Origin of the sequence: Phenylobacterium sp. Root1290 (assembly GCF_001425305.1) — a bacterium.
GTDB lineage: Bacteria > Pseudomonadota > Alphaproteobacteria > Caulobacterales > Caulobacteraceae > Phenylobacterium.
This window is the reverse complement of sequence record NZ_LMEE01000001.1, coordinates 1,732,040-1,752,854: the sequence shown is the minus strand read 5'-3', so window position 1 is coordinate 1,752,854 and position 20,815 is coordinate 1,732,040. Positions and strand designations below refer to the sequence as shown.

At 68.7% G+C, this 20,815-nt stretch carries 15 protein-coding genes and 1 pseudogene; 8 read left to right on the top strand and 8 right to left on the bottom strand.

The annotated features are described in order from the left end of the window. Positions 1-3: 3 nt before the first annotated feature. Together ASC79_RS08550 and pyk are read right to left on the bottom strand one after the other, a co-directional pair. Positions 4-774: a TIM barrel protein gene (locus ASC79_RS08550; protein WP_082531986.1), complete on the bottom strand. Its 771-nt coding sequence runs from the start codon at positions 772-774 to the stop codon at positions 4-6. Positions 775-893: 119 nt separating this feature from the next. Beyond that, positions 894-2,312, bottom strand: coding sequence for a pyruvate kinase (gene pyk, locus ASC79_RS08545; protein WP_056027112.1), 1,419 nt, complete (start codon positions 2,310-2,312; stop codon positions 894-896). Positions 2,313-2,456: 144 nt separating this feature from the next. Between pyk and ASC79_RS08540 the strand changes: the two genes are divergently transcribed. Further along, positions 2,457-4,253, top strand: a complete 1,797-nt coding sequence (locus tag ASC79_RS08540; RefSeq protein WP_056027109.1) for a glycoside hydrolase family 15 protein — start codon at positions 2,457-2,459, stop codon at positions 4,251-4,253. 47 nt (positions 4,254-4,300) lie between these two features. Then, entirely contained in the window at positions 4,301-4,489 is a 189-nt protein-coding gene (locus tag ASC79_RS08535) for a DUF5961 family protein (protein WP_056027106.1), read from the top strand. On the opposite strand, the gene zwf is transcribed toward ASC79_RS08535, so the two are convergent. Further along, positions 4,486-5,955 carry a glucose-6-phosphate dehydrogenase gene (gene zwf / locus ASC79_RS08530; protein ID WP_056027104.1) on the bottom strand — a complete coding sequence of 490 codons (1,470 nt, stop codon included), beginning with the start codon at positions 5,953-5,955 and terminating at the stop codon, positions 4,486-4,488. The genes ASC79_RS08535 and zwf overlap by 4 nt on opposite strands. A 177-nt stretch (positions 5,956-6,132) precedes the next feature. Between zwf and otsB the strand changes: the two genes are divergently transcribed. From otsB to ASC79_RS08510, 4 genes and pseudogenes are all read left to right on the top strand, one after another. Further along, a complete protein-coding gene (gene otsB, locus ASC79_RS08525; protein WP_056027101.1) occupies positions 6,133-6,885 on the top strand; it encodes a trehalose-phosphatase in 753 nt (250 codons plus the stop codon). Next, positions 6,882-8,234: pseudogene (gene otsA / locus ASC79_RS08520) on the top strand (alpha,alpha-trehalose-phosphate synthase (UDP-forming)); the annotation flags it as partial. The gene otsB and the pseudogene otsA, both read left to right, overlap by 4 nt. A gap of 58 nt (positions 8,235-8,292) precedes the next feature. Then, the gene (gene ligD / locus ASC79_RS08515; protein ID WP_056027098.1) at positions 8,293-10,890 is read left to right on the top strand and encodes a DNA ligase D; all 2,598 of its coding nucleotides are present in this window, start codon (positions 8,293-8,295) and stop codon (positions 10,888-10,890) included. An 80-nt stretch (positions 10,891-10,970) separates the two neighbouring features. Then, positions 10,971-11,381 carry an RcnB family protein gene (locus ASC79_RS08510; protein WP_056027094.1) on the top strand — a complete coding sequence of 137 codons (411 nt, stop codon included), beginning with the start codon at positions 10,971-10,973 and terminating at the stop codon, positions 11,379-11,381. Positions 11,382-11,385: 4 nt separating this feature from the next. Here ASC79_RS08510 and ASC79_RS08505 read toward each other — a convergent pair whose 3' ends face one another. Genes ASC79_RS08505 through ASC79_RS08485 form a run of 5 tightly spaced genes read right to left on the bottom strand, consistent with a single transcriptional unit; the run spans position 11,386 to position 19,273 of the window. After that, the gene (locus ASC79_RS08505) at positions 11,386-12,243 is read right to left on the bottom strand and encodes a Ku protein (protein WP_056027091.1); all 858 of its coding nucleotides are present in this window, start codon (positions 12,241-12,243) and stop codon (positions 11,386-11,388) included. A gap of 49 nt (positions 12,244-12,292) precedes the next feature. Then, positions 12,293-13,780, bottom strand: coding sequence for a carboxylesterase/lipase family protein (locus tag ASC79_RS08500; protein WP_056027089.1), 1,488 nt, complete (start codon positions 13,778-13,780; stop codon positions 12,293-12,295). 57 nt (positions 13,781-13,837) lie between these two features. Continuing rightward, entirely contained in the window at positions 13,838-17,050 is a 3,213-nt protein-coding gene (locus ASC79_RS08495; RefSeq protein ID WP_056027086.1) for an error-prone DNA polymerase, read from the bottom strand. Then, the gene (locus ASC79_RS08490; RefSeq protein WP_082531985.1) at positions 17,047-18,567 is read right to left on the bottom strand and encodes a DUF6504 family protein; all 1,521 of its coding nucleotides are present in this window, start codon (positions 18,565-18,567) and stop codon (positions 17,047-17,049) included. Before ASC79_RS08490 ends, ASC79_RS08495 begins: the two co-directional genes overlap by 4 nt. Beyond that, entirely contained in the window at positions 18,485-19,273 is a 789-nt protein-coding gene (locus ASC79_RS08485; protein ID WP_056027083.1) for an ImuA family protein, read from the bottom strand. The genes ASC79_RS08490 and ASC79_RS08485 overlap by 83 nt, the downstream gene beginning before the upstream one ends. A gap of 129 nt (positions 19,274-19,402) precedes the next feature. Between ASC79_RS08485 and ASC79_RS08480 the strand changes: the two genes are divergently transcribed. After that, a complete protein-coding gene (locus ASC79_RS08480; RefSeq protein WP_056027079.1) occupies positions 19,403-20,527 on the top strand; it encodes a sialidase family protein in 1,125 nt (374 codons plus the stop codon). Continuing rightward, complete coding sequence (locus tag ASC79_RS08475; protein ID WP_056027076.1) at positions 20,527-20,790, top strand: MoaD/ThiS family protein; 264 nt, start codon at positions 20,527-20,529, stop codon at positions 20,788-20,790. The genes ASC79_RS08480 and ASC79_RS08475 overlap by 1 nt, the downstream gene beginning before the upstream one ends. The last annotated feature ends 25 nt before the right edge of the window (positions 20,791-20,815 follow it).

Here is a 20,815-nt window from a genome sequence, read left to right as displayed (position 1 = left end):
ACCTTACGCCTCGTGTTCGTGCGCATCGAACAGCGCAACGGCCTGCTTGAGCGCGCCGATGGGCTCGCCGCGCGGAATGAATTCGTGGCCGACCCATCGGTCGTAGCCCAGATGGCGAAGCAGGCCGGCGATCCCGCGCCAATTGATCTCCTGCCGGTCGTCCAGGTCGCGCCGTCCCGGCGCGCCGGCCGTATGGACATGTCCGATCAGGTCGAAGTTCGCCTTGATGGTGCGGCTGAGGTCGCCCTCCATGAGCTGCATATGATAGCCGTCATAGAGCAACTTCAGCGCCGGGGAATCGACGCCCCGCACGATCTGGGCGCCGAACTCCGTCCGATCGCATTGTTGCCCCGGATGATCGACCTTGCTGTTGAGCAGCTCAATGAGCAGTTGCACCCCGGCGTCTGCGGCATGCGAAACGACCGGCCCCAGACCTTCCACGCAGGCGGCGATGGCGCGATCGTCGTCGCCGTCTCCGAACCGGTCGCCGGCGAACACGATCACCGCCTCGACACCGCCCTCGGCGGCGGCGTCGATCTTGCGCCGCACCTCATTGGCGAGATCGGCGTGCCGCGACGGGTCGTTGAACCCCTCTTCCAGCTTATGGCCGGTGACATTGACAAGCTCGAGCCCGACGTCGCGCGCGATGGGCCAATGGGCCTCAGGCAGCATCTCGACGCCCTGCACGCCGGCGCCCGCAGCCTCACGCAGGAAGGCGTTCGGCTCGACGTCTCGGCCCATCGTGAACGACCACCAAGTAAAGCTCTGCCGCATCGCCGCTTCCACCCTATGGCCGCCGTCCGGATGCATCCCGATGCGGCCATCGTTTGTTGGGGTCAGTGTCCATACAATCGATTACATTGCAAGATGCGGCGAACTATCGCGACACAGCGTCAGCGCCGCGGGGCGTGGGCGATGCGCAGGATATTGGCCGCGCCGGGCGAGCCCATCGGCAGGCCGGCCAGGATGATCACCCGCTGATTGGCGTGAGCCAGGCCGACGCGCATGGCTTCCTCTACCGCGACCCGCGCCAGTTCTTCCGGATCGCTCAGTTGCGGCACGACCCGGGATTCCACGCCCCAGACCAGAGCCAGCCGGCGCGCGGCCCTGAGGTCCGGCGTGAGGGCCAGGGTCGGCTGCAGCGGGCGCTCGCGCGCCAGGCGCAGGGCCGTGCGCCCCGTCGTCGTGAAGGCGGCGAGACAGGCGGTTGAGGCGGTCTCGGCCGCGCGGCTGGCGGCGGCGACCAGGGCGTCGGCGTCGGCGTCCTCCGCCGGATACTCAGCGCGCATCAGCTCTGGCCAGCGCGGGTCCTGCTCCACCCGGGTCAGGATGCGGTTCATGATCGTCACCGCCTCGACCGGGAACTCCCCCGCCGCGGTCTCGGCCGACAGCATCACCGCGTCCGCGCCCTCATAGACGGCGCCGGCGACATCGGAGGCCTCGGCCCTGGTCGGCGTCGGCGCATGGATCATCGACTCGAGCATCTGGGTGGCGATGATCACCGGGATGCCGCGGGTGCGCGCGGCGCGGACCAGCGCCTTCTGCACGACGGGCACGTCCTCGGGATTGAGCTCGACCCCCAGGTCGCCGCGCGCCACCATCACCCCGTCGCAGAGGTCGAGGATCTCGTCCAAGGCGTCGATGGCGGCCGGCTTCTCGATCTTGGCCAGCACCGCGGCGCGGCCCTGCACGATCTGGCGCAACTCGGCCATGTCCGAGGCGCGCTGCACGAAGGACAGCGCCACCCAGTCGACGTTCTGCTTCAGGGCGAAGCCGAGGTCCTCGCGATCCTTGGCGGTCAGCGCGGGCACCGGAATGGCGTGGCCGGGCAGGTTGAGGCCCTTGTGGTTCGACAGCATCTCGCCGACCAGCACCTCGGTCTCGGCGAAGCCGGGGCCGTTGCGACGCACGCGCAGCCGCACCTTGCCGTCGTCCAGCAGGATGTCGGAGCCCGGCCTCAGTACGCTGAACACTTCGGCCAGCGGCACGCCCACGCGGCTGGCGTCGCCCGGCTCGTCGGAGACATCGAGGCGGAAGTCCTGGCCGATCTTCAGCCGCACCGTGCGGTCGGCGAACTCGCCAAGCCGGATCTTCGGCCCCTGAAGGTCGGCCAGGACGGCCAGCGGACGGCCGACATGCGCTTCGGCCGCACGGACATTGGCGATGGTGCGCGCGTGGTCCTCGTGCGTTCCGTGGCTGAAGTTCACACGGAACACATCCGCTCCGGCGGTGGCGAGTTGAACGACCTTGCCGGCCTCGCGGCTGGCCGGGCCGAGGGTCGCGACGATGCGGGCGCGGCGGGCGCGGATCATCTGGCCTCCATCTGCCGAGATTGGTGAGAGCGCACTATGGCTGAACCCGCCCCGGTGGGGAATCCAGGGCCTCTGAAGAACGTCCGACTTGCGCCCGTCGTCAAATACGAACGAACCTGGAGGCTGTTCGCGAATTCCTGACGAATGACCCAGACTCTCGACCTCTTCCCGATCGGCAATTGCGCGGCCAGCGGCCTTATCGACCGCGCCGGACGACTGGTGTGGGCCTGCGCCCCCCGCGTCGACGGCGATCCCATGTTCTGCGCCCTGCTCGGTGAGGAGCCGGACGCAAGCCCCGACGTACAAGGGTTTTGGGACATACAGCTGGAGAACCAGACCAAGGTCGAGCAGCGCTATCTGCGCAACACCCCGATCGTTTCGACGCTGATCACCGACGACGAGGGCGCGGTCGCCGAGGTGATCGACTTCTGTCCCCGCTATCGGCAGTTCGGCAGGATTTATCGCCCCCTCGCCATTATCCGCATGGTGCGTCCGATCTCCGGCACGCCCAAGGTCCGCATCCGCGCCAGGCCCATGGTCAATTGGGGGGAACGCGCCGCCGACCGGACCACAGGCTCCAACCACATCCGTTTCGTCGGCGGCGCCACGACGTTGCGGCTGACCACCGACGCCCCGGTGTCGCACATCACCTCAGAGCGCCTGTTCCGCCTGGAAAAGCCGGTGGCGATGTTCCTCGGTCCCGACGAGGGTTTCGACGCTGACCTCGGCGCCACCTGCGAGCGCATGTTGAGCGAGACGACAGCGTACTGGCGCGGCTGGGTGCGCACCCTGTCCGTTCCGCTGGAGTGGCAGGAGGCGGTGATCCGCTCGGCCATCACCCTGAAACTCTGCGCCCACGAGGAGACCGGGGCCATCGTGGCCGCCCTGACCACCTCGATCCCCGAACACGCCGAGAGCGGCCGCAACTGGGACTACCGCTACTGCTGGCTGCGCGACGCCTACTATGTCGTCCAGGCCCTGAACCGGCTCGGCGCCGCCGACATGCTGGAGAACTATCTCGCCTATCTGCGAAACCTGATCGACCGCACCGGGGGCGGGCACGTCCAGCCGCTGTACGGCGTCGGCATGGAGCCCTCGCTGACGGAGCATTTCGCCGAGCACCTGCCCGGCTATCGCGGCATGGGACCCGTGCGCATCGGCAACCAGGCGCACGAACACCTGCAACACGACGTATACGGACAAATTGTCCTCTCGACGGTCCAGGCCTTCTTCGACGAGCGCCTGCTGCGGCCGGCGACCATCGACGACTTCCATGCCCTGGAGCAGGTCGGCGACCGGGCGTTCGAGATGCATGACCAGCCCGACGCCAGCCTCTGGGAGTTCCGCGGCCGCGAGAGCATCCACACCTACTCGGCGGTCATGTGCTGGGCGGCCTGCGACCGGCTCGGCAACGCCGCGGCCAAGCTCGGGCTGACCGATCGCGCCGAACACTGGAACGCCCGCGCCGCGCAGGTCCGGGCGACGATCGAGAGCCGCGCCTGGAACAGCAAGCTTGGCCGGTTCGCCGCGACCTTCGGCGGCGACGAGTTGGACGCCAGCCTGCTGCAGCTCGTCGACGTGCGGTTCGTGCGCCCGGACGATCCGCGCATGGCCGCGACCATCGCGGCGGTCGAAAAGGGGCTGCGGCGCGGCCCCTACATGCTGCGCTACGCCATTCCCGACGACTTCGGCGAACCCAAGACCGCCTTCAACATCTGCACGTTCTGGCTCATCGAGGCCCTCTATCTGTCCGGCCGGTCGGACGAGGCCCGGCAACTGTTCGAGGAGATGCTGGAGCGCCGCACGGCGGCGGGCCTGCTGTCGGAGGACATCGCCTTCGACGGCGCCGAGCTCTGGGGCAACTATCCGCAGACCTACTCGCTCGTCGGGCTGATCAACTGTGCGACGATGTTGTCGCGGCCCTGGGCGTCCGTCCGATAGCCGAATCAGCGGAAGATCATGGGATGCGACCCTGAAAGGGCGGCCCCATGTTCCACGCGACAGAGACCCTGCACCGTTTCGAAGCCCGCGCCGCGGGCGGCGCGACCTATGAGATCGTCGGCGCCAGTTTCGAGGACGCGGCGCTGGAGTTCGCCGACCTCGTCCACGAAGGCGAGGTCGAGTTGACCGACTGCGTCAGCGGCGAACGCCGCTGCTTCCGCATCGACCTGGACTAATCGTACCAGGCGCGACCCGAGCGCTCGATGAGGGCGAACGCTCCCGCCGGACCCCAGCTGCCGGCGGCGTAGGGCTTGGGCGCCATCGAGGATTCGCGCCAGGCGTCGGCGACGCCGTCGATCCATTCCCAGGCCCGCTCGACCTCGTCGCGCCGCACGAACAGCGTGCTGTTGTTCTGGATGACGTCGAGGATCAGCCGCTCATAGGCGATGCGGCGGCGCGAGTTGGGGCCTGAATAGGCCTTGGCCAGCGACAGCGACAGCGGCAGCGACTGCAGGCGCATGCCGCGCTCCGAAAGCCCCGGCGCCTTGTTCATCAGCAGCAGTTCGATGTCCTCGTCCGGCTGCAGGTCGATGACCAGGCGGTTGGCGGCGAGGTCGGCCTTGGCCGCGCCCCCGAAGATCGAGTGCGGCACCGGCTTGAACTGGATGGCGATCTGGGTGCGCCGCTCAGGCAGGCGCTTGCCGGTGCGCAGGAAGAACGGCACCCCGGCCCAGCGCCAATTGTCGATGTCGGCGCGCAGGGCGACGAAGGTCTCGGTCCCGGTCGGCTGGCCGCGCTCGGCCTCGTAGCCGGACGTGGCCGCGCCACCGACGACGCCGGGCGTATACTGGCCGCGGACGCTGACGGTCTGGACGTCGGCGCGGGTCACCGGGCGCAGCGAGCGCAGCACCTTGACCTTCTCGTTGCGGACGCTGTCCGGCTCCATGTCCGACGGCGGCTCCATCGCCACCAGGCAAAGCAGCTGCAGCATATGGTTCTGCACCATGTCCCGCAGGGCGCCGTACTCATCGTAATAGGGCCAGCGGTCGCCGACGCCTTCGGTCTCGGCCACGGTGATCTGCACGTGGTCGATCGTCAGGTTGTTCCACAGCGGCTCGAACAGGGTGTTGGCGAAGCGCAGCGCCAGCAGGTTCTGCACCGTCTCCTTGCCCAGGTAGTGGTCGATCCGGAAGATGCTGTCTTCCGGGAAGACCTGCGCCACCGCGCCATTGATGACCTTGGAGCTCTCCAGATCCCGGCCGATCGGCTTTTCCAGCACGATGCGGGTGTTGGGTCCGGCCATGCCGGCGCCGGCCAGGGCCGCGCAGACGCGGCCATAGATGCTGGGCGACAGGGCCAGATAGTAGATCGGGGTCTTGGCCGCGCCGATCGCCGCCTTCAGCTCGGCCGCGCCGGCCGGGGTCGTCGCATCCGCGCCCACGTACTGCAGCCGCTTCTCGAAGCGCGCCCAGATCTTGGGATCGAGCCCGCCGCCGCCGACACGGGCAGCAACCGCGTCCTTGATCTGCTCGACGAAAGCCTCGCGGGTCATCTCGGCTCGCGCGGTCGCGATAATGCCGAAGCCTTCGACCAGAAATCCGTCCGCATCCAGATTGTAGAGCGACGGGAAGAGCATTTTCTGGGCGAGATCGCCCGTTCCGCCGAAGAGCACGATCACGTCGGCGAGGGGCTGCTCCGCCATCAGATGTCACCTTTTCGCGAGAAAACGTCTTCGTGTGCGCATAGCCGCGTTCGCACGTGCGACGTCAAGCCCTTCTGACCGGCGTCCGTTCCCGCACGGGATTTTTCCGCCGGCCGAACCCGGCGGATCGAACCGCGTGGTGAGGCGTTTGTCGTGCGGTGGCGGGCGAAAGCGTACATGAGCGTTGATGAACTGAGCATTGGATTGGAGTGGCCCCCGACACGGCTGACGCTGGATGGCGCGGCTCTGTTCCTGGACCTCGACGGCACGCTGGCGCCCATCGCCGAGCGACCTGAGGACGTGGGTCCCGATCGCCGCCGAAACGATCTGCTCCAACGCCTGACCGAGCGCATGAGAGGCCGGCTGGCCGTCGTCAGCGGCCGCTCGCTCGACGACATCGACCGCATTCTGGAACGCCGCGTGGATTGCGTCGCCGCGATCCACGGTCTGGTGCGGCGCGACTCACGCGGCGTCGTCGGCGAAGCGCCGCCGCATCCGGGCCTGGCCTCCGCTCGCTCGACGTTGAGCGACTTCGCCGACGGCGACCCGCGCCTGCTGATCGAGGACAAGTCGCTCAGCCTGACCTTGCACTACCGCCTGGCCCCCGACCGCAAGCAGGAGGCCATCGATCTGGCCGAGCGCCTGGCGACGGTCACCGGCCTGACCCTGCAGCCCGGCGACATGGTCGTAGAGCTGCGAACGCCCGGCGCGAGCAAGGGCGACGCCATTCGCGCCTTCATGACCGAGGCCCCGTTCAAGGGCGCCCAGCCGATCTTCCTCGGCGACGACCTCACTGACGAACACGGCTTCTTCGCCGTCCGTCAGCTTGGCGGCTACGGCGTGCTGATCGGCCCGCAACGGCGCACCACCGCCATTTATCGGATGGACGGTGTCGAAGACGCGCTGGCCTGGCTGGAGGCGGCGTCGTGAGCCGCCTGATCGTCGTATCGAACCGCGTGACCCCGCCCGCCGGCAAGGGCGAGGAGACGGTCGGCGGGCTCGCCATGGCCCTGGCCGCGGCGCTGCGGGAGTATTCCGGCCTCTGGTTCGGGTGGAGCGGCAAGACCACGCCGGAGTTCACCGGCCAGCTCAACCTGCAACGGGTCGAAGGCGTCACCGTCGCCACGGTCGACCTGGAGGAAGCCGACCTCAACGAGTACTACAACGGCTACGCCAACAAGACGCTGTGGCCGCTGTTCCACTATCGCCAGGACCTGACGGCATACGACCGCTCGTTCGACGAGGGCTACCAGCGGGTCAATCGCCGCTTCGCCGAGACCCTGGCGCCGCTGATCGAGCCCGACGATCTGATCTGGGTGCACGATTACCACATGATCCCGCTGGCGCGGGAGCTGCGCGCGCTGGGCGTAAAGAATCGGATCGGGTTCTTCCTGCACATTCCCTGGCCGGCCCACCAGCTGCTGATCACGCTGCCGCGCCACCGCCGGCTGGTCGAAGCCCTGTTCGCCTATGACCTGGTCGGCTTCCAGACGCCGGAGTTCCAGCAGGCCTTCGAAGAATACGTGGTCAACGAGGCGCGCGGCGTGATGACCAGCGAGGGTCACCTGCGGGCTTTCGGCCGCACCATCGCCGTCGATGCATTCCCGATCGGCATCGATACCGACGACTTCGCAGGGCTGACGCAGAGCGCCACGGCGCGGCGCACCTATGACGTGATGACCGCCCACACCGCCTTCCGGAAGATGGTGATCGGCGTCGACCGGCTCGACTACTCCAAGGGCGTGGAAGAGCGCTTCCTGGGCTTCGAGCGGCTGTTGAGCGCCCACCCGGAGCTGCGCCGCGAGGTGCTGTTCCTGCAGATCGCGCCGATCAGCCGGGAAGGCGTCGAGGCCTATCGCGAGATCCGGGCGCGGCTGGACGCCCTTTCCGGACGCATCAACGGCGAGTACGCCGACATCGACTGGAATCCGGTCCGCTACGTCAACCGCAACTATCGTCGCGACGAACTGGCCGGGATCTACCGGGCCGCGAAGGTCGCGCTGGTGACGCCGTTGCGCGACGGCATGAACCTGGTCGCCAAGGAGTTTGTGGCCGCCCAGGATCCCGCTGACCCGGGCGTGCTGGTGCTCTCGCGCTTCGCCGGCGCGGCGAACCAGCTGAAGAGCGCCCTGATCGTCAACCCGAACAGCCCTGAGGAGATCGCCGACGCGCTGCACCGGGCGCTGTCGATGGACCTGATGGAGCGAATCGAGCGCTGGCGCGCTCTCTTCGACAACGTCCAGCGCGAGGACGTCACCGCCTGGCGCGACGCCTTCGTGCGTGCGCTCGCCGACACGCGGGGACCTGACCGCGCGCGGAGCGCCGAGGGACCCTTCTATGGCGAACAAGCTCGCCCGCTATCAGTCCATGCGGGACTTCACCCAGACGGCCGAGCCGAACGGCCAGGTGAAGATCAAGTCGGCGAAGCACCTGCGGTATGTGATCCAGAAGCACGCAGCGACGCGGCTGCACTACGACTTCCGGCTGGAACTGGACGGGGTCTTCAAGTCGTGGGCGGTGACCAAGGGCCCCTCCCTCGACCCCCACGAACGTAGGCTGGCGGTCGAGGTCGAGGATCACCCCCTCGACTACGGCGACTTCGAAGGCACGATCCCCAAGGGTCAGTACGGCGGCGGCAGCGTCATGCTGTGGGATCGCGGCTACTGGGCGCCCGAGCCCGGGACCGACCCGCACGCGGGTCTCGAGAAAGGCGATCTGAAGATCGTACTGGAGGGACAGCGCCTGCATGGCGGGTTCGTCCTTGTACGGATGAAGAGCGATCGCAACGGCGGCGCGCGCAACAATTGGCTGCTGATCAAGCATCGCGACGAGTTCGCCCGCGAAGGCGACGACGACGCCCTGCTGACGCAGCAGGACAGCTCGGTGGCTTCGGGCCGATCGATGGCCGATATCGCGGCCGGCAAGGGCAAGGCGCCCACCCCGTTCATCACCAACGCCAAGGGCAAGGCCGATGGCGTCTGGCAGTCCAAGCCGCGTGACCGCGCCAAGGCCGAGAAGGCCCCCGCCCTGAAGAGCGCCAAGGCCAGACAGGAGAGCATGCCGGACTTCATCGAACCGCAGCTGTGCAAGTCGATCGACCGGCCCCCGCCGGGCGGCGCCTGGGTGCACGAGGTCAAGTTCGACGGCTACCGGCTGCAGGTGCGCGTGGATGCGGGCAAGGCCGTCGTCCGCACACGCAAGGGCCTGGACTGGACCGAACGCTTTCCCGGGGTGGCGCAGGCCGCCGCCAAACTCCCCGACTGCATCCTCGACGGCGAGGCGGTGGCCCTGGACAAGGACGGTGCGCCGAACTTCGCCGCGCTGCAGGCCGCGCTCTCGGACGGTCGTGGCGGAGAGCTTGTCTATTTCGCGTTCGACCTGTTGTTCGAGCAGGGCGAGGATCTGCGTGAAGAGCCGCTGAGCGAACGCAAGGCGCGGCTCAAGGCCCTGCTGGGCGCGGGGGACGGGCGGGTCCGCTACGTCGAGCACTTCGAGGCGTCCGGCGAGACGGTCTGGCGCTCGGCCCAGCGCCTGAACCTGGAAGGCATCGTTTCGAAGCGCGTCGCCGCGACGTACCGCTCGGGCCGCAGCGACAGCTGGACCAAGGCCAAGCTGCGCCCTGGCGAGGAGGTCGTGATCGGCGGCTGGACCGGCGAGAAAGGCCGCCTGCGCTCGCTGTTGGTTGGGCGCTATCAGGACGGCGCCCTGGTCTATGCGGGGCGGGTCGGGACGGGTTTCAGCAGCGCCGTGGTCGCCCGCCTGCTGCCGCGCCTCGAGGCCGTGGCCACCGCCAAGAGCCCCTTCTCAGGGGCAGGCGCCCCGCGCAAGGAAGGCGACATCAACTGGGCGCGCCCCGAACTCGTGGCGGAAATCGAGGCGGCCGGGTTCACGGACAGCGGCGCCGTGCGTCACGGTGCGTTCAAGGGACTGCGCGAGGACAAGCCGGCCCGCGAGGTCGAAGGCGAGGTCGCCGCGGAGCCTCAGCCAGATAAGCCGCCGAGGAAGCGTATGGGCGATCCGAGCGTGATGGGGGTGACCATTTCGAGCCCCGACAAGGTCCTGTGGCCCAACTCCGCCGACAGCGAGACCCCGGTCACCAAGCTCGACCTGGCGCAGTATCTGGAGGCGGTCGGGTCCTGGATGATGCCGCACATAGAGGGCCGTCCCTGCTCGATCATCCGCATCCCCGACGGGCTCGGCGGCGAGCAGTTCTTCCAGCGTCACGCCGGCAAGGGCGCCTCCCCCCTGCTCTCGCAGGTCGAGGTGTTCGGCGACCATGCCGCCTATCTACAAGTGGACCGGATCGAGGCCCTGGCTGCGCTGGCCCAGATCGGCGCGGCCGAGTACCACCCCTGGAACTGCCGCCCGCATGCGCCTGAAACCCCCGGCCGGCTGATCTTCGATCTCGATCCAGGGCCGGATGTGGACTTCGACACCGTGGTCGCCGCCGCGCGCGAGGTGCGCGACCGGCTGGAGGACCTGGGCCTCATCGCCTTTTGCAAGACCACCGGCGGCAAGGGTCTGCATGTCGTGACGCCGCTGGCTCCGCCCAAGGGCGATCTGGACTGGCCGACCGCCAAGGCCTTCGCCAAGCAACTGTGCGAGCAGATGGCCGCCGACGAGCCGGAGCGCTATGTGGCGAACATGGCCAAGAAGGTCCGCCAGGGCAGGATCTTCCTGGACTACCTGCGCAACGACCGCCTTTCGACCGCGGTGGCCCCGCTGTCGCCGCGCGCCCGGGATGGCGCCACGGTCTCCTTTCCGCTGACCTGGAGCCAGGTTAGGGCCGGCCTCGATCCGCGGCGCTATACGATCAGGACGGTCCCTGCCCTGCTGGCCAAGACCAATGCCTGGGCGGACTATGCCGACGGCGAGCGACCCCTGGAAACCGCGATCAAGCGTCTGGGCTCCGCCACAGCTTCGCCGCCAAGATGAACCTAAGCCAAACAATACGGTTCAGGTGACGCTCAAGCACGCCCCCTCATGATGGCTCTCAGTTCGATAGGAGAGAGCTTATGAGAAAGTTTCTGACCGCCGCCGTCGCCCTGTCGGTCCTGGCCACCGCCGGCGCCGCCTCGGCCCAGCCGTACCGTGGCGACGACCGCCGCGACCACGCCGAGCGCCATTACGATCGCGATGTCCGCCAAGCCGAGCGCAAGTACGACCGCGACGTCCGCAAGGCCGAGCGCAAGTACCGCGCCAACGCCTATCACCGCCCGCCGGGGTACCAGTATCGTCACTGGAATCGCGGCGACCGCCTGCCGCCGGCCTATCGCGCCGACCGCTATCGGATCAGCAACTACAACTCCTACCGTCTGCCCCCGCCCCCGCGCGGCTACTACTACACCCGCGTCGACAACGACGTGGTGCTGACCGCCGCAGCCACCGGCGTCATCGCCTCGGTCATCGTGGGCATGTTCCAGTAGGCCTTCAGGACGCCCGCTTCCGGGCGGGCGTCTTCCGCGGCGCGCTCTTCTTGGCGCCGCCGCGGGGCTCGGCCTTGCGCCGCGGCCCGCCGTCCCCGAGGCTGCGGCGCAGGGCCTCCATGAGGTCGATGACCTCGGCCTCCTTCGGCTCCTCGACCTTCGAGACGACGCCGTGGTGGGCCTCTTTCTCGGCGATCAACTTGCGCAGCGCGTCCTCGTAGCGGTCATTGAACTCGCTCGGGTCGAACGCGCCCTCCAGTTGGTCGATGATCTTCTCGGCGATGGCGACCATCTTCGGATCGGCCTTCACGTCCGGAATGCGGTCGAAGAACTCCGCCGGGTCCTTCACTTCCTTGTTGTTACGCAGGCTGTAGGCGACGATGCCCTGGTCGCGCGGCTCCAACGCCATCAGGCGCTCGCGCTGGTGCATGACCACCCTGGCCAGGGCCAGCTTGCCTGCCCCTTCCATCGCCTCGCGGATCACGCCGAATGCTTCGGCGGCCAGGTCGCCGTCGGGGGTGAGGAAGTAGGGGTCGTTCCAGTAGAGCCTGTCGATCTCGGAGGCATCGACGAACCGCTCGATGTCGATCGTGCGGGTGGTCTCCAGCCGCACGTTCTTGATCTCCTCGTCGGTGACCACGACGTAGCGACCCTTTTCGACCTCGTAGCCCTTCACGATGTCGGCGCGATCGACCGGCCCGGTCTCCGGGTCGGTGGGGATCATGCGGATGCGATTGTGCGTCTCCTTGTGCAGCATGTTGAAGGAGACGTCGGCGCTGCGGGACGTCGCCGTGTAGAGCGCCACAGGGCAACTCACGAGCGACAGACGCAGGTAGCCCTGCCATGTGGGACGCGCGGCCATGTTCAGACTCCCCATTCGGCCAGAGTCTGAGAACGCCGAGCTTGGCGATTCAGTTCTCCGGCAAGGCCAGGCCAGGCAGAACCGCCTGCTGCTGGGCGTCGAGCCTGGTCTTGCGAAAGCCGGCCCGCGCGCCGCTCTGCACCCCAAACTCGACCAGTTCGTCCCGCGCCGGGTCATAGGCCGGCCAGGCGATATCGCACGTCGGCGCGCCGGTCTTGGCGAAGGCGACCCAGCAGCCGTGCATCAGGTCGGCCATGGCCCGGTCATCGGCCGCCACCATGCTGAGCGGCGTGCGCCGGCCCCAGTATTCGAACACGTACTGGATCTCGGCGGCGTGGGCGGCCGTAGTCACGCCCATGGGCCGGAAGCGCGAGCCCACATACGAGAAATGATAGAGCCAGGCCGGCTTACCGTCCGCCGCCTGGGCCGCCAGCCACCGAGCCGGCGCGACCATGTACTGGTCGCCGAAGGCTGCGCGGACCAGGGCCTCATCGCCCTTGGCGGCTTCGTCCGGATAGGCGGCCTTCACCGAGGCCGGAAGCGCGGCGGCCATCGCTTCGGCGCCCAGCAGGCGGCGGCCCAGCAGCGAATCTTCCCCCGAATTGGCGCCGACGATCAACGGCACGTCGGCCTCGCGCCCGGCGGCGAAGGCCTGGGCGGGTGTTTCCTTGAGCACCCGGCCATCGCTGAACGGACCATAGTCGACCTCGGCGCCGGCCTCCGCGAGCGCCTGCGCCGGCAGGGCGCGTAGCTCGGCCAGGTTCGAGGCGCCGAGCTTGGCCGCAAGGGCGCCGCCCTCGGCCTCCTTCGCGGACAAGGTCACCGGCTTGTTCCAGCCGCCGCCCGACTGCACGGCCGCCTTGTGGAACAGGCCCTTGGCGCTGGGCGTCGCCAGGATGGCCAGAGTGCTGCTTCCCCCGGCGCTCTCGCCGAAGACGGTGACATTTCCCGGATCGCCCCCGAAGGCGGCGATGTTGCGCTTGACCCAGTGCAGGGCTGCGACCTGGTCCATGAGGCCGTAGTTGCCGGCCTGGTCCTTTCCAAGCGCCGGATGGGCGAAATAGCCCAGCGGCCCGAGCCGGTAATTGATCGCCACCAGCACCACGCCGTCGCGGGCGAAGTTCTGGCCATCGTAGATCCAGCCTGCACCGGTCTTGTGCCCGCCCCCGTGCAGCCAGACCATCACCGGCGCCTTCCTGGCGTCGAGGGGCGCGAAGACGTTCAGTTGCAGGCAGTCCTCGCTGACCGGTCCGTTGGCGCTGCCTTCGTTCGGCGTGCCGTCCGCGTTCATCTTCTGGGGGCAGGAGGGACCGTTGGCGGTGGCGTCGCGTTCGCCGCTCCAGGCGGTCGGCCGCCTGGGCGGCGCCCAGCGCAGGTCCCCGACCGGGGGCGCGGCATAGGGCACGTTGCGGAAGATCCTGGCCCGGTCGGTCTGCGCGCCGACCAGCACCCCACCCTCGACCTTGACCTTCGGCCCGGCCTGGGCGGCGCTCGCCAACGCCAGGCTTCCGAAGACGATCGCACCCAGTCGCAGCATGGCGTTCCCCCTTGAGCGGCGCAGGAGAATTCGGCGAGCGCCAGCCGCGGTCAAGCCTCAGTGGAAGTCGCGGCTGCGGATCAGTCGGCCCGTCACCCGGTTGCGGATCTGCGGCGGCGCGGCGTCCGGCTCCTCCTTCATCTCGGCCAGGCGATGGGTGAGGTCGGTGAAACGGCGGGCGACCACGTGGATGACATTGCTTTCGCTCTGGATCTGGCCGTGCACCACCAGGAACGACGAGCTCATCACCAGCCGGCGATTGGCGTCGAAGGCGTCCTTCCAGACTACGATATTGGCCACGCCGGTCTCGTCCTCCAGAGTCAGGAAGGTCACGCCCTTGGCGGTTCCCGGACGCTGGCGCACCAGCACCAGCCCGCCCACGGACACCAGCTTGCGGTCGCGCAGCTTCTTCAGATCCTCGGCCCGCACCGCGCCCAGGCTATTCAGGCTCTCCCTGAAGAAGCTGATCGGATGGGCGCGCAGCGACAGGCTGGTGGTGCGGTAGTCCTCCTGCACCTCCTGGGGCAGGTTCATCAGCGGCAGTTCGACCTGGTGCTCCGTCACCCCCATGGCCGCCAGCAGCGGCGCGGTCTTCAGAATGCCGGTCTCGTCGGCCAGGCCCTTCACCGCCCAGAGCGCCTGGCGGCGAGTCAGACCCAGGGATGCGAAGGCGTCGGCCTCGGCCAACAGCTCCAGGGAGCGGCGGTTGAGCCCGGCCTGGACCGCGAACCCCTCGATGCTGCGCACCCCGGCCTCTCGCGCGGCGACCAGCCGCTTGGCCTCTTCCTGACTGAACCCCTTGATCTGGCGCAGGCCCAGCCGCACCGCCCGCAGGCGCTCGTGCCGGGTCGCAGGCTCCAAGGTGCAGTCCCAGTCGCTGGCCAGCACGTCCGGGCCACGGATCTCCACGTCATGCTCGCGCGCGTCGCGGACCAGTTGGGCCGGCTGGTAAAAGCCCATCGGCTGGCTGTTGAGCAGCGAGGCCAGAAAGGCGTCCGGCCAGCGCCACTTCACCCAGGCCGAGGCGTAGACCAGCAGGGCGAAGCTGATGGCGTGGCTCTCCGGGAACCCATAGGAGCCGAAGCCCTCGATCTGCTTGAAGCAACGCTCGACGAAGACCGGATCGTAGCCGCGGTTCTTCATGCCTTCGAGGAACTGGGTCTCGTACTCGCCGACATTGCCGTGGTGGCGGAAGGTGGCCATCGAGCGGCGCAGACCGTCGGCGTCGTCCTCGGAAAACTTCGCCGCCTCGATGGCGATGCGCATGGCCTGTTCCTGGAACAGGGGCACGCCGAACGTCTTGCCCAGGATGTTCTCGAGCTCGTCCTGCGGATGTTCGGGTCCCGGGCGCGGATAGTCGATGGGTTCGATCCCATCTCGCCGCTTGAGATAGGGGTGGACCATGTCGCCCTGGATCGGGCCGGGACGGACGATCGCCACCTCAATGACCAGATCATAGAACTTCCTGGGCTTCAGCCGCGGCAGCATCGACATCTGCGCCCGGCTCTCGACCTGGAAGACGCCGACCGAGTCCGCCCGGCACAGCATGTCGTAGACCTCGGGGACCTCCTGCGGAATGTGGGCGATGTCGGTGATCTTCCGGCCCACATCGCTCTCGGGGATCATGTCGAAGCTCTTCTTGAGAGCCGTCAGCATGCCCAGGGCCAGGACGTCGACCTTCATCAGGCCCAGCGCATCGATGTCGTCCTTGTCCCACTCGATGAAGGTGCGATCCTTCATGGCCGCGTTGCCGATCGGCACGGTTTCGTCCAGCCGTCGCTGGGTCAGCACATAGCCGCCTACGTGCTGGGACAGGTGCCGCGGGAACTTCAGCAGCTCGGTCGCCAGGCGGACGGCGCGGCGGATTTCGGGGTTGGCGGGATCCAGGCCGGCCTGGACGATGTAGCTGTCGGGCACCTCCTCGCCCCAACTGCCCCAGATCGTGCCGGCCAGGGCGGCGGTGACGTCCTCGGTCAGGCCCAGAGCCTTGCCGACCTGACGGATCGCCATGCGGGGCCGATAGTGGATGACGGTCGCGACGATGGCGGCCCGGTCCCGGCCATAGCGCCGATAGACGTACTGCATCACCTCCTCGCGGCGGGCGTGTTCGAAGTCGACGTCGATGTCCGGCGGCTCCCCCCGCTGCTTGGATATGAAGCGCGAGAACAGCAGGTCCTGGTCCTCCTTGGTCGGATCCACCGCCGTGACCCCCAGGCAGAAGCAGACGCAGGAATTGGCCGCCGATCCACGGCCCTGACAAAGAATGCCCTGGCGTCGCGCCCAGTCGACGATGTCGTGCACGGTCAGGAAATAGTTGGCGAAGCCGAGCTCCTCGATGAGGTCGAGCTCGTGCTCCAGGGTGCGGCGCTCCTTCTCGCCCATGCCCTTTTCGAAGCGCCACTTGGCGCCCTCCCAGGTGAGGTCGCGCAGGTGCTGGATGGCCGTCTTGCCGGGCGGCACCGGTTCGTCCGGGTATTCGTACTTCAGCTGGCCAAGGTCGAATTCGATCCGTTCGACGATCTCCAGGCTGCGTTCCACGGCGCCCGGAAAGCGCGTGAAAAGACGGGCCATTTCTTCTGGAGTCTTGAGATGCCGCTCGGCGTTCGCGCCCAGCCGCAGCCCTGCCTCGTGGATGCTGCAGGTCTCGCGGATGCAGGTCAGCACGTCCTGCAACGGCCGCCGCTCAGCCCCGTGATAGAGCACGTCGTTGGTGGCCACCATCGGCGCGCCGGTCGCCTGAGCCAGGGCATCGAGCCGCGACAGGCGATGCAGGTCGCGCGGGCCATAGTCGCGCGAGCCGGCCAGCCAGACGTTTCCACGCAGGTCGCCGGCGATCCGCCTCGCCTGGCGCTCGAACGCCTCGTCCAGTCGCGCCGGCGGAACGATCAGGACCAGTTGGCCCTCGCAATGGTCGGCGAAGTCGCGCCAGTGAAGTTCGCAGGCTCCTTTTTCCGAGCGCAGCTGGCCCAGGGTCAGCAGCCGGGTCAGGCGGCCATAGGCTTCGCGATCGGATGGGTAGCAGAGCAGCGACGGCGTCCCGTCGGCGAAGTCCAGCCGGCAACCGGTCAGAGCTTTGATCTCGAACGGCGTCCCCTCCATCGTCCCCATATGCGACCAGGCCCGCACCACGCCCGCCAGCGAGTTGCGGTCGGCGATCCCGATGGCCTTCATGCCCAGCACGCCGGCGCCGGCGACCAGCTCCCAGGGGTGCGAGGCGCCGCGCAGGAACGAGAAGTTGGTGGTGGTCTGGAGTTCGGCGTAGCGGGTCATCCGAACACCCCGTGCAGCCACCAGCGAGCCGGGACGCCGTCTTCATAGAGCCCCTCGCGATAGACCCAGAACCGCGCGCCGTCCTGGTCTTCGACCCGGTAGTAGTCGCGGACGTGACTGACGCTGACGTCGTTGATGTCGCCGCGCCACCACTCCTCGCCGATGCGTTCCGGCCCCTCGGCGCGGGCGACGCGGTGCAGGCGCTTGCGCCACTGGAACTGACGCGGCGGGTCGTCCGGCGTCAGGGCCATGACCAGGTCCAGCGGTTCGGGCTGGCGGAACAGCCGCAGCGGCCGCGGCGCCTCTGGGTTCCAACCGCGAGGCGATTCCAGCGGGGCGCCGGGGCGCGCCGACAGTTCGGGCACATGGGTCGCCACCGGGGCGCTCTTCCAGACCCGCAGCTCGCCCAGGCGGTTGGTCAGCCGGTCGACCAGCGGCGCAAGGCCGTCCTCCCGCGCCGGCTCGGCGCGGGCGTCCAACCGGACCTGCCGGCCCGAGATCGGCTCCACGGCCTCGGCTTCGAGAGTGACCACGTCGATGCCGAAACCCGGATCGATGGTTTCCAGCTTGGGGCCCAGCAGCTTGGCGATGCGGGCGGGATCGCGCGCCGCCAGGGCCAGACCAACCTCCAGCGGCAGGGCGCGGCCATCCACGCGGTGAAAGGCGATGCGGAAACGGCGCGCGCCCTGGCCTTCCCGCTCCAGCCGCTCGCACAGCTTGGCGGCGACGTCGAAGGTGACCTTCTGCAGATCCTCCAAGACGCTGATCGGCTCGAAGAAGGCCAGCCGCGCGAACCAAGGATGCGGCGGGCGGCGATAGGTCAGGGCTTCTTCCGCCCGGCCCATGGCCTGGTCGATCCGCGTGAGAGTGTGCTGGCCGAACCGGCGGGCCAGGGGCGCGCGGGGCAGGCCCAGGATCTGGAACAGCAGGCGCAGGCCCAGCCGCTCCATCTGGGCGGCGGCGGCCGGCTCCAGCCGCAGTGCCGCGGGCGGCAGATAGGCCAGCATGTCGGCCTGACCGTTCGGCGGGGCGATGATCTCGGCGCCCTTGCCATGGTGCGCCAGGGCCCAGGCCGCGCCGGGAGTGTCGGCGATGGCGCACCGCACGAACACCCCGCTGGCCGCCAGCCGGGCGCGATAGTCGGCCATGAGCTCCGCCTCGCCGCCCCACAGGTGGGCGACGCCGCTGATGTCGAGGAAGAGGCCGTCGGGGGCGTCCTCGGCCACGGCGTGGGAGAAGCGCACCGACCAGTCGACCAGCGCCGTCAGGGCCGTGGCGTCGGCCTCCGGCTCGCTCTCGGCCGAGGCCAGATTCGGGACCAGGGCCATGGCGTCGGCCGCCTTCTGTCCGGCGAACAAGCCGAGTCCCCGCGCGGCCTTGTCCACCGCCGCCAGCCGGCGCGCGCCCTTGACGGTCTCGATCAGGGCGAAGGGTTCAGGCGGAGAGTCGGAGGGGTTGCGCCGGCGCCAGTTGGCGATCGCCCAGTTCGGCGACCAGGCGCAAAGGATGCGGGCCATTCTCGGCCTCCCAGGTGTATGCGGCCTCAGCCTCCATCAGCCAGCCGCCGGTCCGCCCGCCCCGGCAGCGCTCCAGCTCGACCCGCCAACGCGGCGGCCCCAGGCCGAACTCCCCCGGCCCAGGCTCGCTGAGCGCAGGCGCGATCTTCCAGCGGGTGGCCGCGGCCGAGCCCGCCGTTCCCTTCCGCTCCTGTCCGCCATAAGGACGGCGGCGGATCACGAAGCCTGTGGCCCCGTGCTTCTCGCAGGCCAGTTGCAGCCGCCGCCCGGCGGTCAGGTCCACCCCCTCCACCTCGGCGAAGACGGCGGTCACGCCCAGGGTCGAGAGCGCGTCCTCGGCCACGGCCAGGGCTTCGTCCTCGTCGCGGGCGCAGACCTGGATCAGCCGCTCGGCGGGAAAGCCCAGGCCGACCAGGCCCGGCGCGAAAAGATCGTCACGTCGCAGGATCCACACCGCCTCGCCCCGGCGGGCGAGCGGCGCGGCGGCCAGCGCAGCGAAGGCGGCCGGGCAGGCCCCGATTTCCGTCTCCATGCCGGCCCCGACGAACTCATGCCATTGGCCGAGCGGCAGCCCGCCGCCGGGCAGACAGGCGTCCAGATCGGCGGCGCCGAACGGGAGGGATTCAGAGTCCGCCCGTCCGCCCGCCTCAAGGGCGGCGATCTTCGCCTTGAGAGCCGCCAAGCGGCTGTCGCGAAAACCGGACATGGCTTTTTCGTTCTCCAAGTTCTTCTTTTGTTCTAGTTTCGACGACGAGAGAGTCAAGCACCTCACGGTGGCGCCGCCGACGGCCGACAGGTGCTATGGTCTGCGAAACAAGACGAACGGGAGGTGCTCATGTCCACCGCAGTTCAGCTTCTCATCGGCACCCGCAAAGGCGCCTGGATCTATCGCAGCGACGCCGCGCGAAAGACCTGGGCGGTGCAGGGGCCGATCTTCCTCGGCCACATCGTCAACCACCTGGTGCTCGATCCGCGCGACGGGAAAACGCTGCTGATGGCCGCCTCCACCGGCCATCTTGGCCCGACCATCTTCCGCTCCGCCGACGAGGGCCAGACCTGGACCGAAGCCGAACGGCCGCCGGCCTTTCCAAAGGTCGAGGGCGACGGGGCGGCGCGGTCGGTCGATCATTCGTTCTGGCTGGAGCCGGGCCATTCCAGCGAGCCGGGCGTCTGGTGGGCCGGAACCTCTCCGCCGGGCCTGTTCCGCAGCGCCGACGGCGGCGCGACCTGGGACAGCGTCGCCGGGTTCAACGATCATCCGATGTACTGGAACTGGTGTCCCGCGGACGGCGGCACGCCCGACGGCGCCCTGCTGAACCAGATCCAGATCGACCCACGCGACGCCCGCCACATGTACCTCGCCACCTCGACCGGAGGCGTGTTCGAGAGCCTCGATCAGGCCGCGACCTGGAAGCCGCTGAACCAGGGCGTCGAGGCGAACTTCTTCCCCGACCCCTATCCGGAATACGGCCAGGACGCGCACTACATCGCCCTCGCCCCGACCATGCCCGACCGCATCTGGCAGCAGAACCACTGCGGCATCTACCGGCTCGACCGGCCCGCCGAGCGCTGGGACCGGATCGGCATGGCCATGCCGCCGGAGATCGGCGACATCGGCTTCACCATCGTGCCGCATCCCCGCCAGGCCGACACCGCCTGGGTGTTTCCCATGGACGGCACCGAGGTCTGGCCGCGCACCAGTCCCGGCGGCAAGCCGGCGGTCTATCGAACCTCCGACGGCGGCAAGAGCTGGCGACGCCAGGATGCGGGCTTTCCCACCGAGCAGGGCTGGTTCACCGTCAAGCGCCAGGCGTTCTGCGCGGACGCGGGCGACCCTGTCGGACTTTATCTGGGCGCCACCAACGGCGAGGTGTGGATGAGCGACGACGAGGGCGCGGGTTGGCGTCCGATCGCCCGACACCTGCCTGAGATCTACTCGGTCGTGGCGGCGCCGCTCTGATGCCCCAGGTGTTCATCCCCTCGCAGCTAACCTCCTACACCGACGGCGCCAGCCGGCTGGCCGCACAGGGCGGCAGCATCGCGCAGGTGCTGGACGACCTCGACCGTCGCTATCCGGGGCTGAAGTTCCGCGTCGTCGACGAGCAGGACCGCATCCGCCGCCATATGCGCATCTTCAAGAACGGCGACCGCGCCCAGGACATCGGCCTGGCGGTGAGCGACGCCGACGAGGTGTTGATCTTCGGCGCGCTCTCGGGCGGCTGACCAAGCCCTGCGACTAAATGTCCAC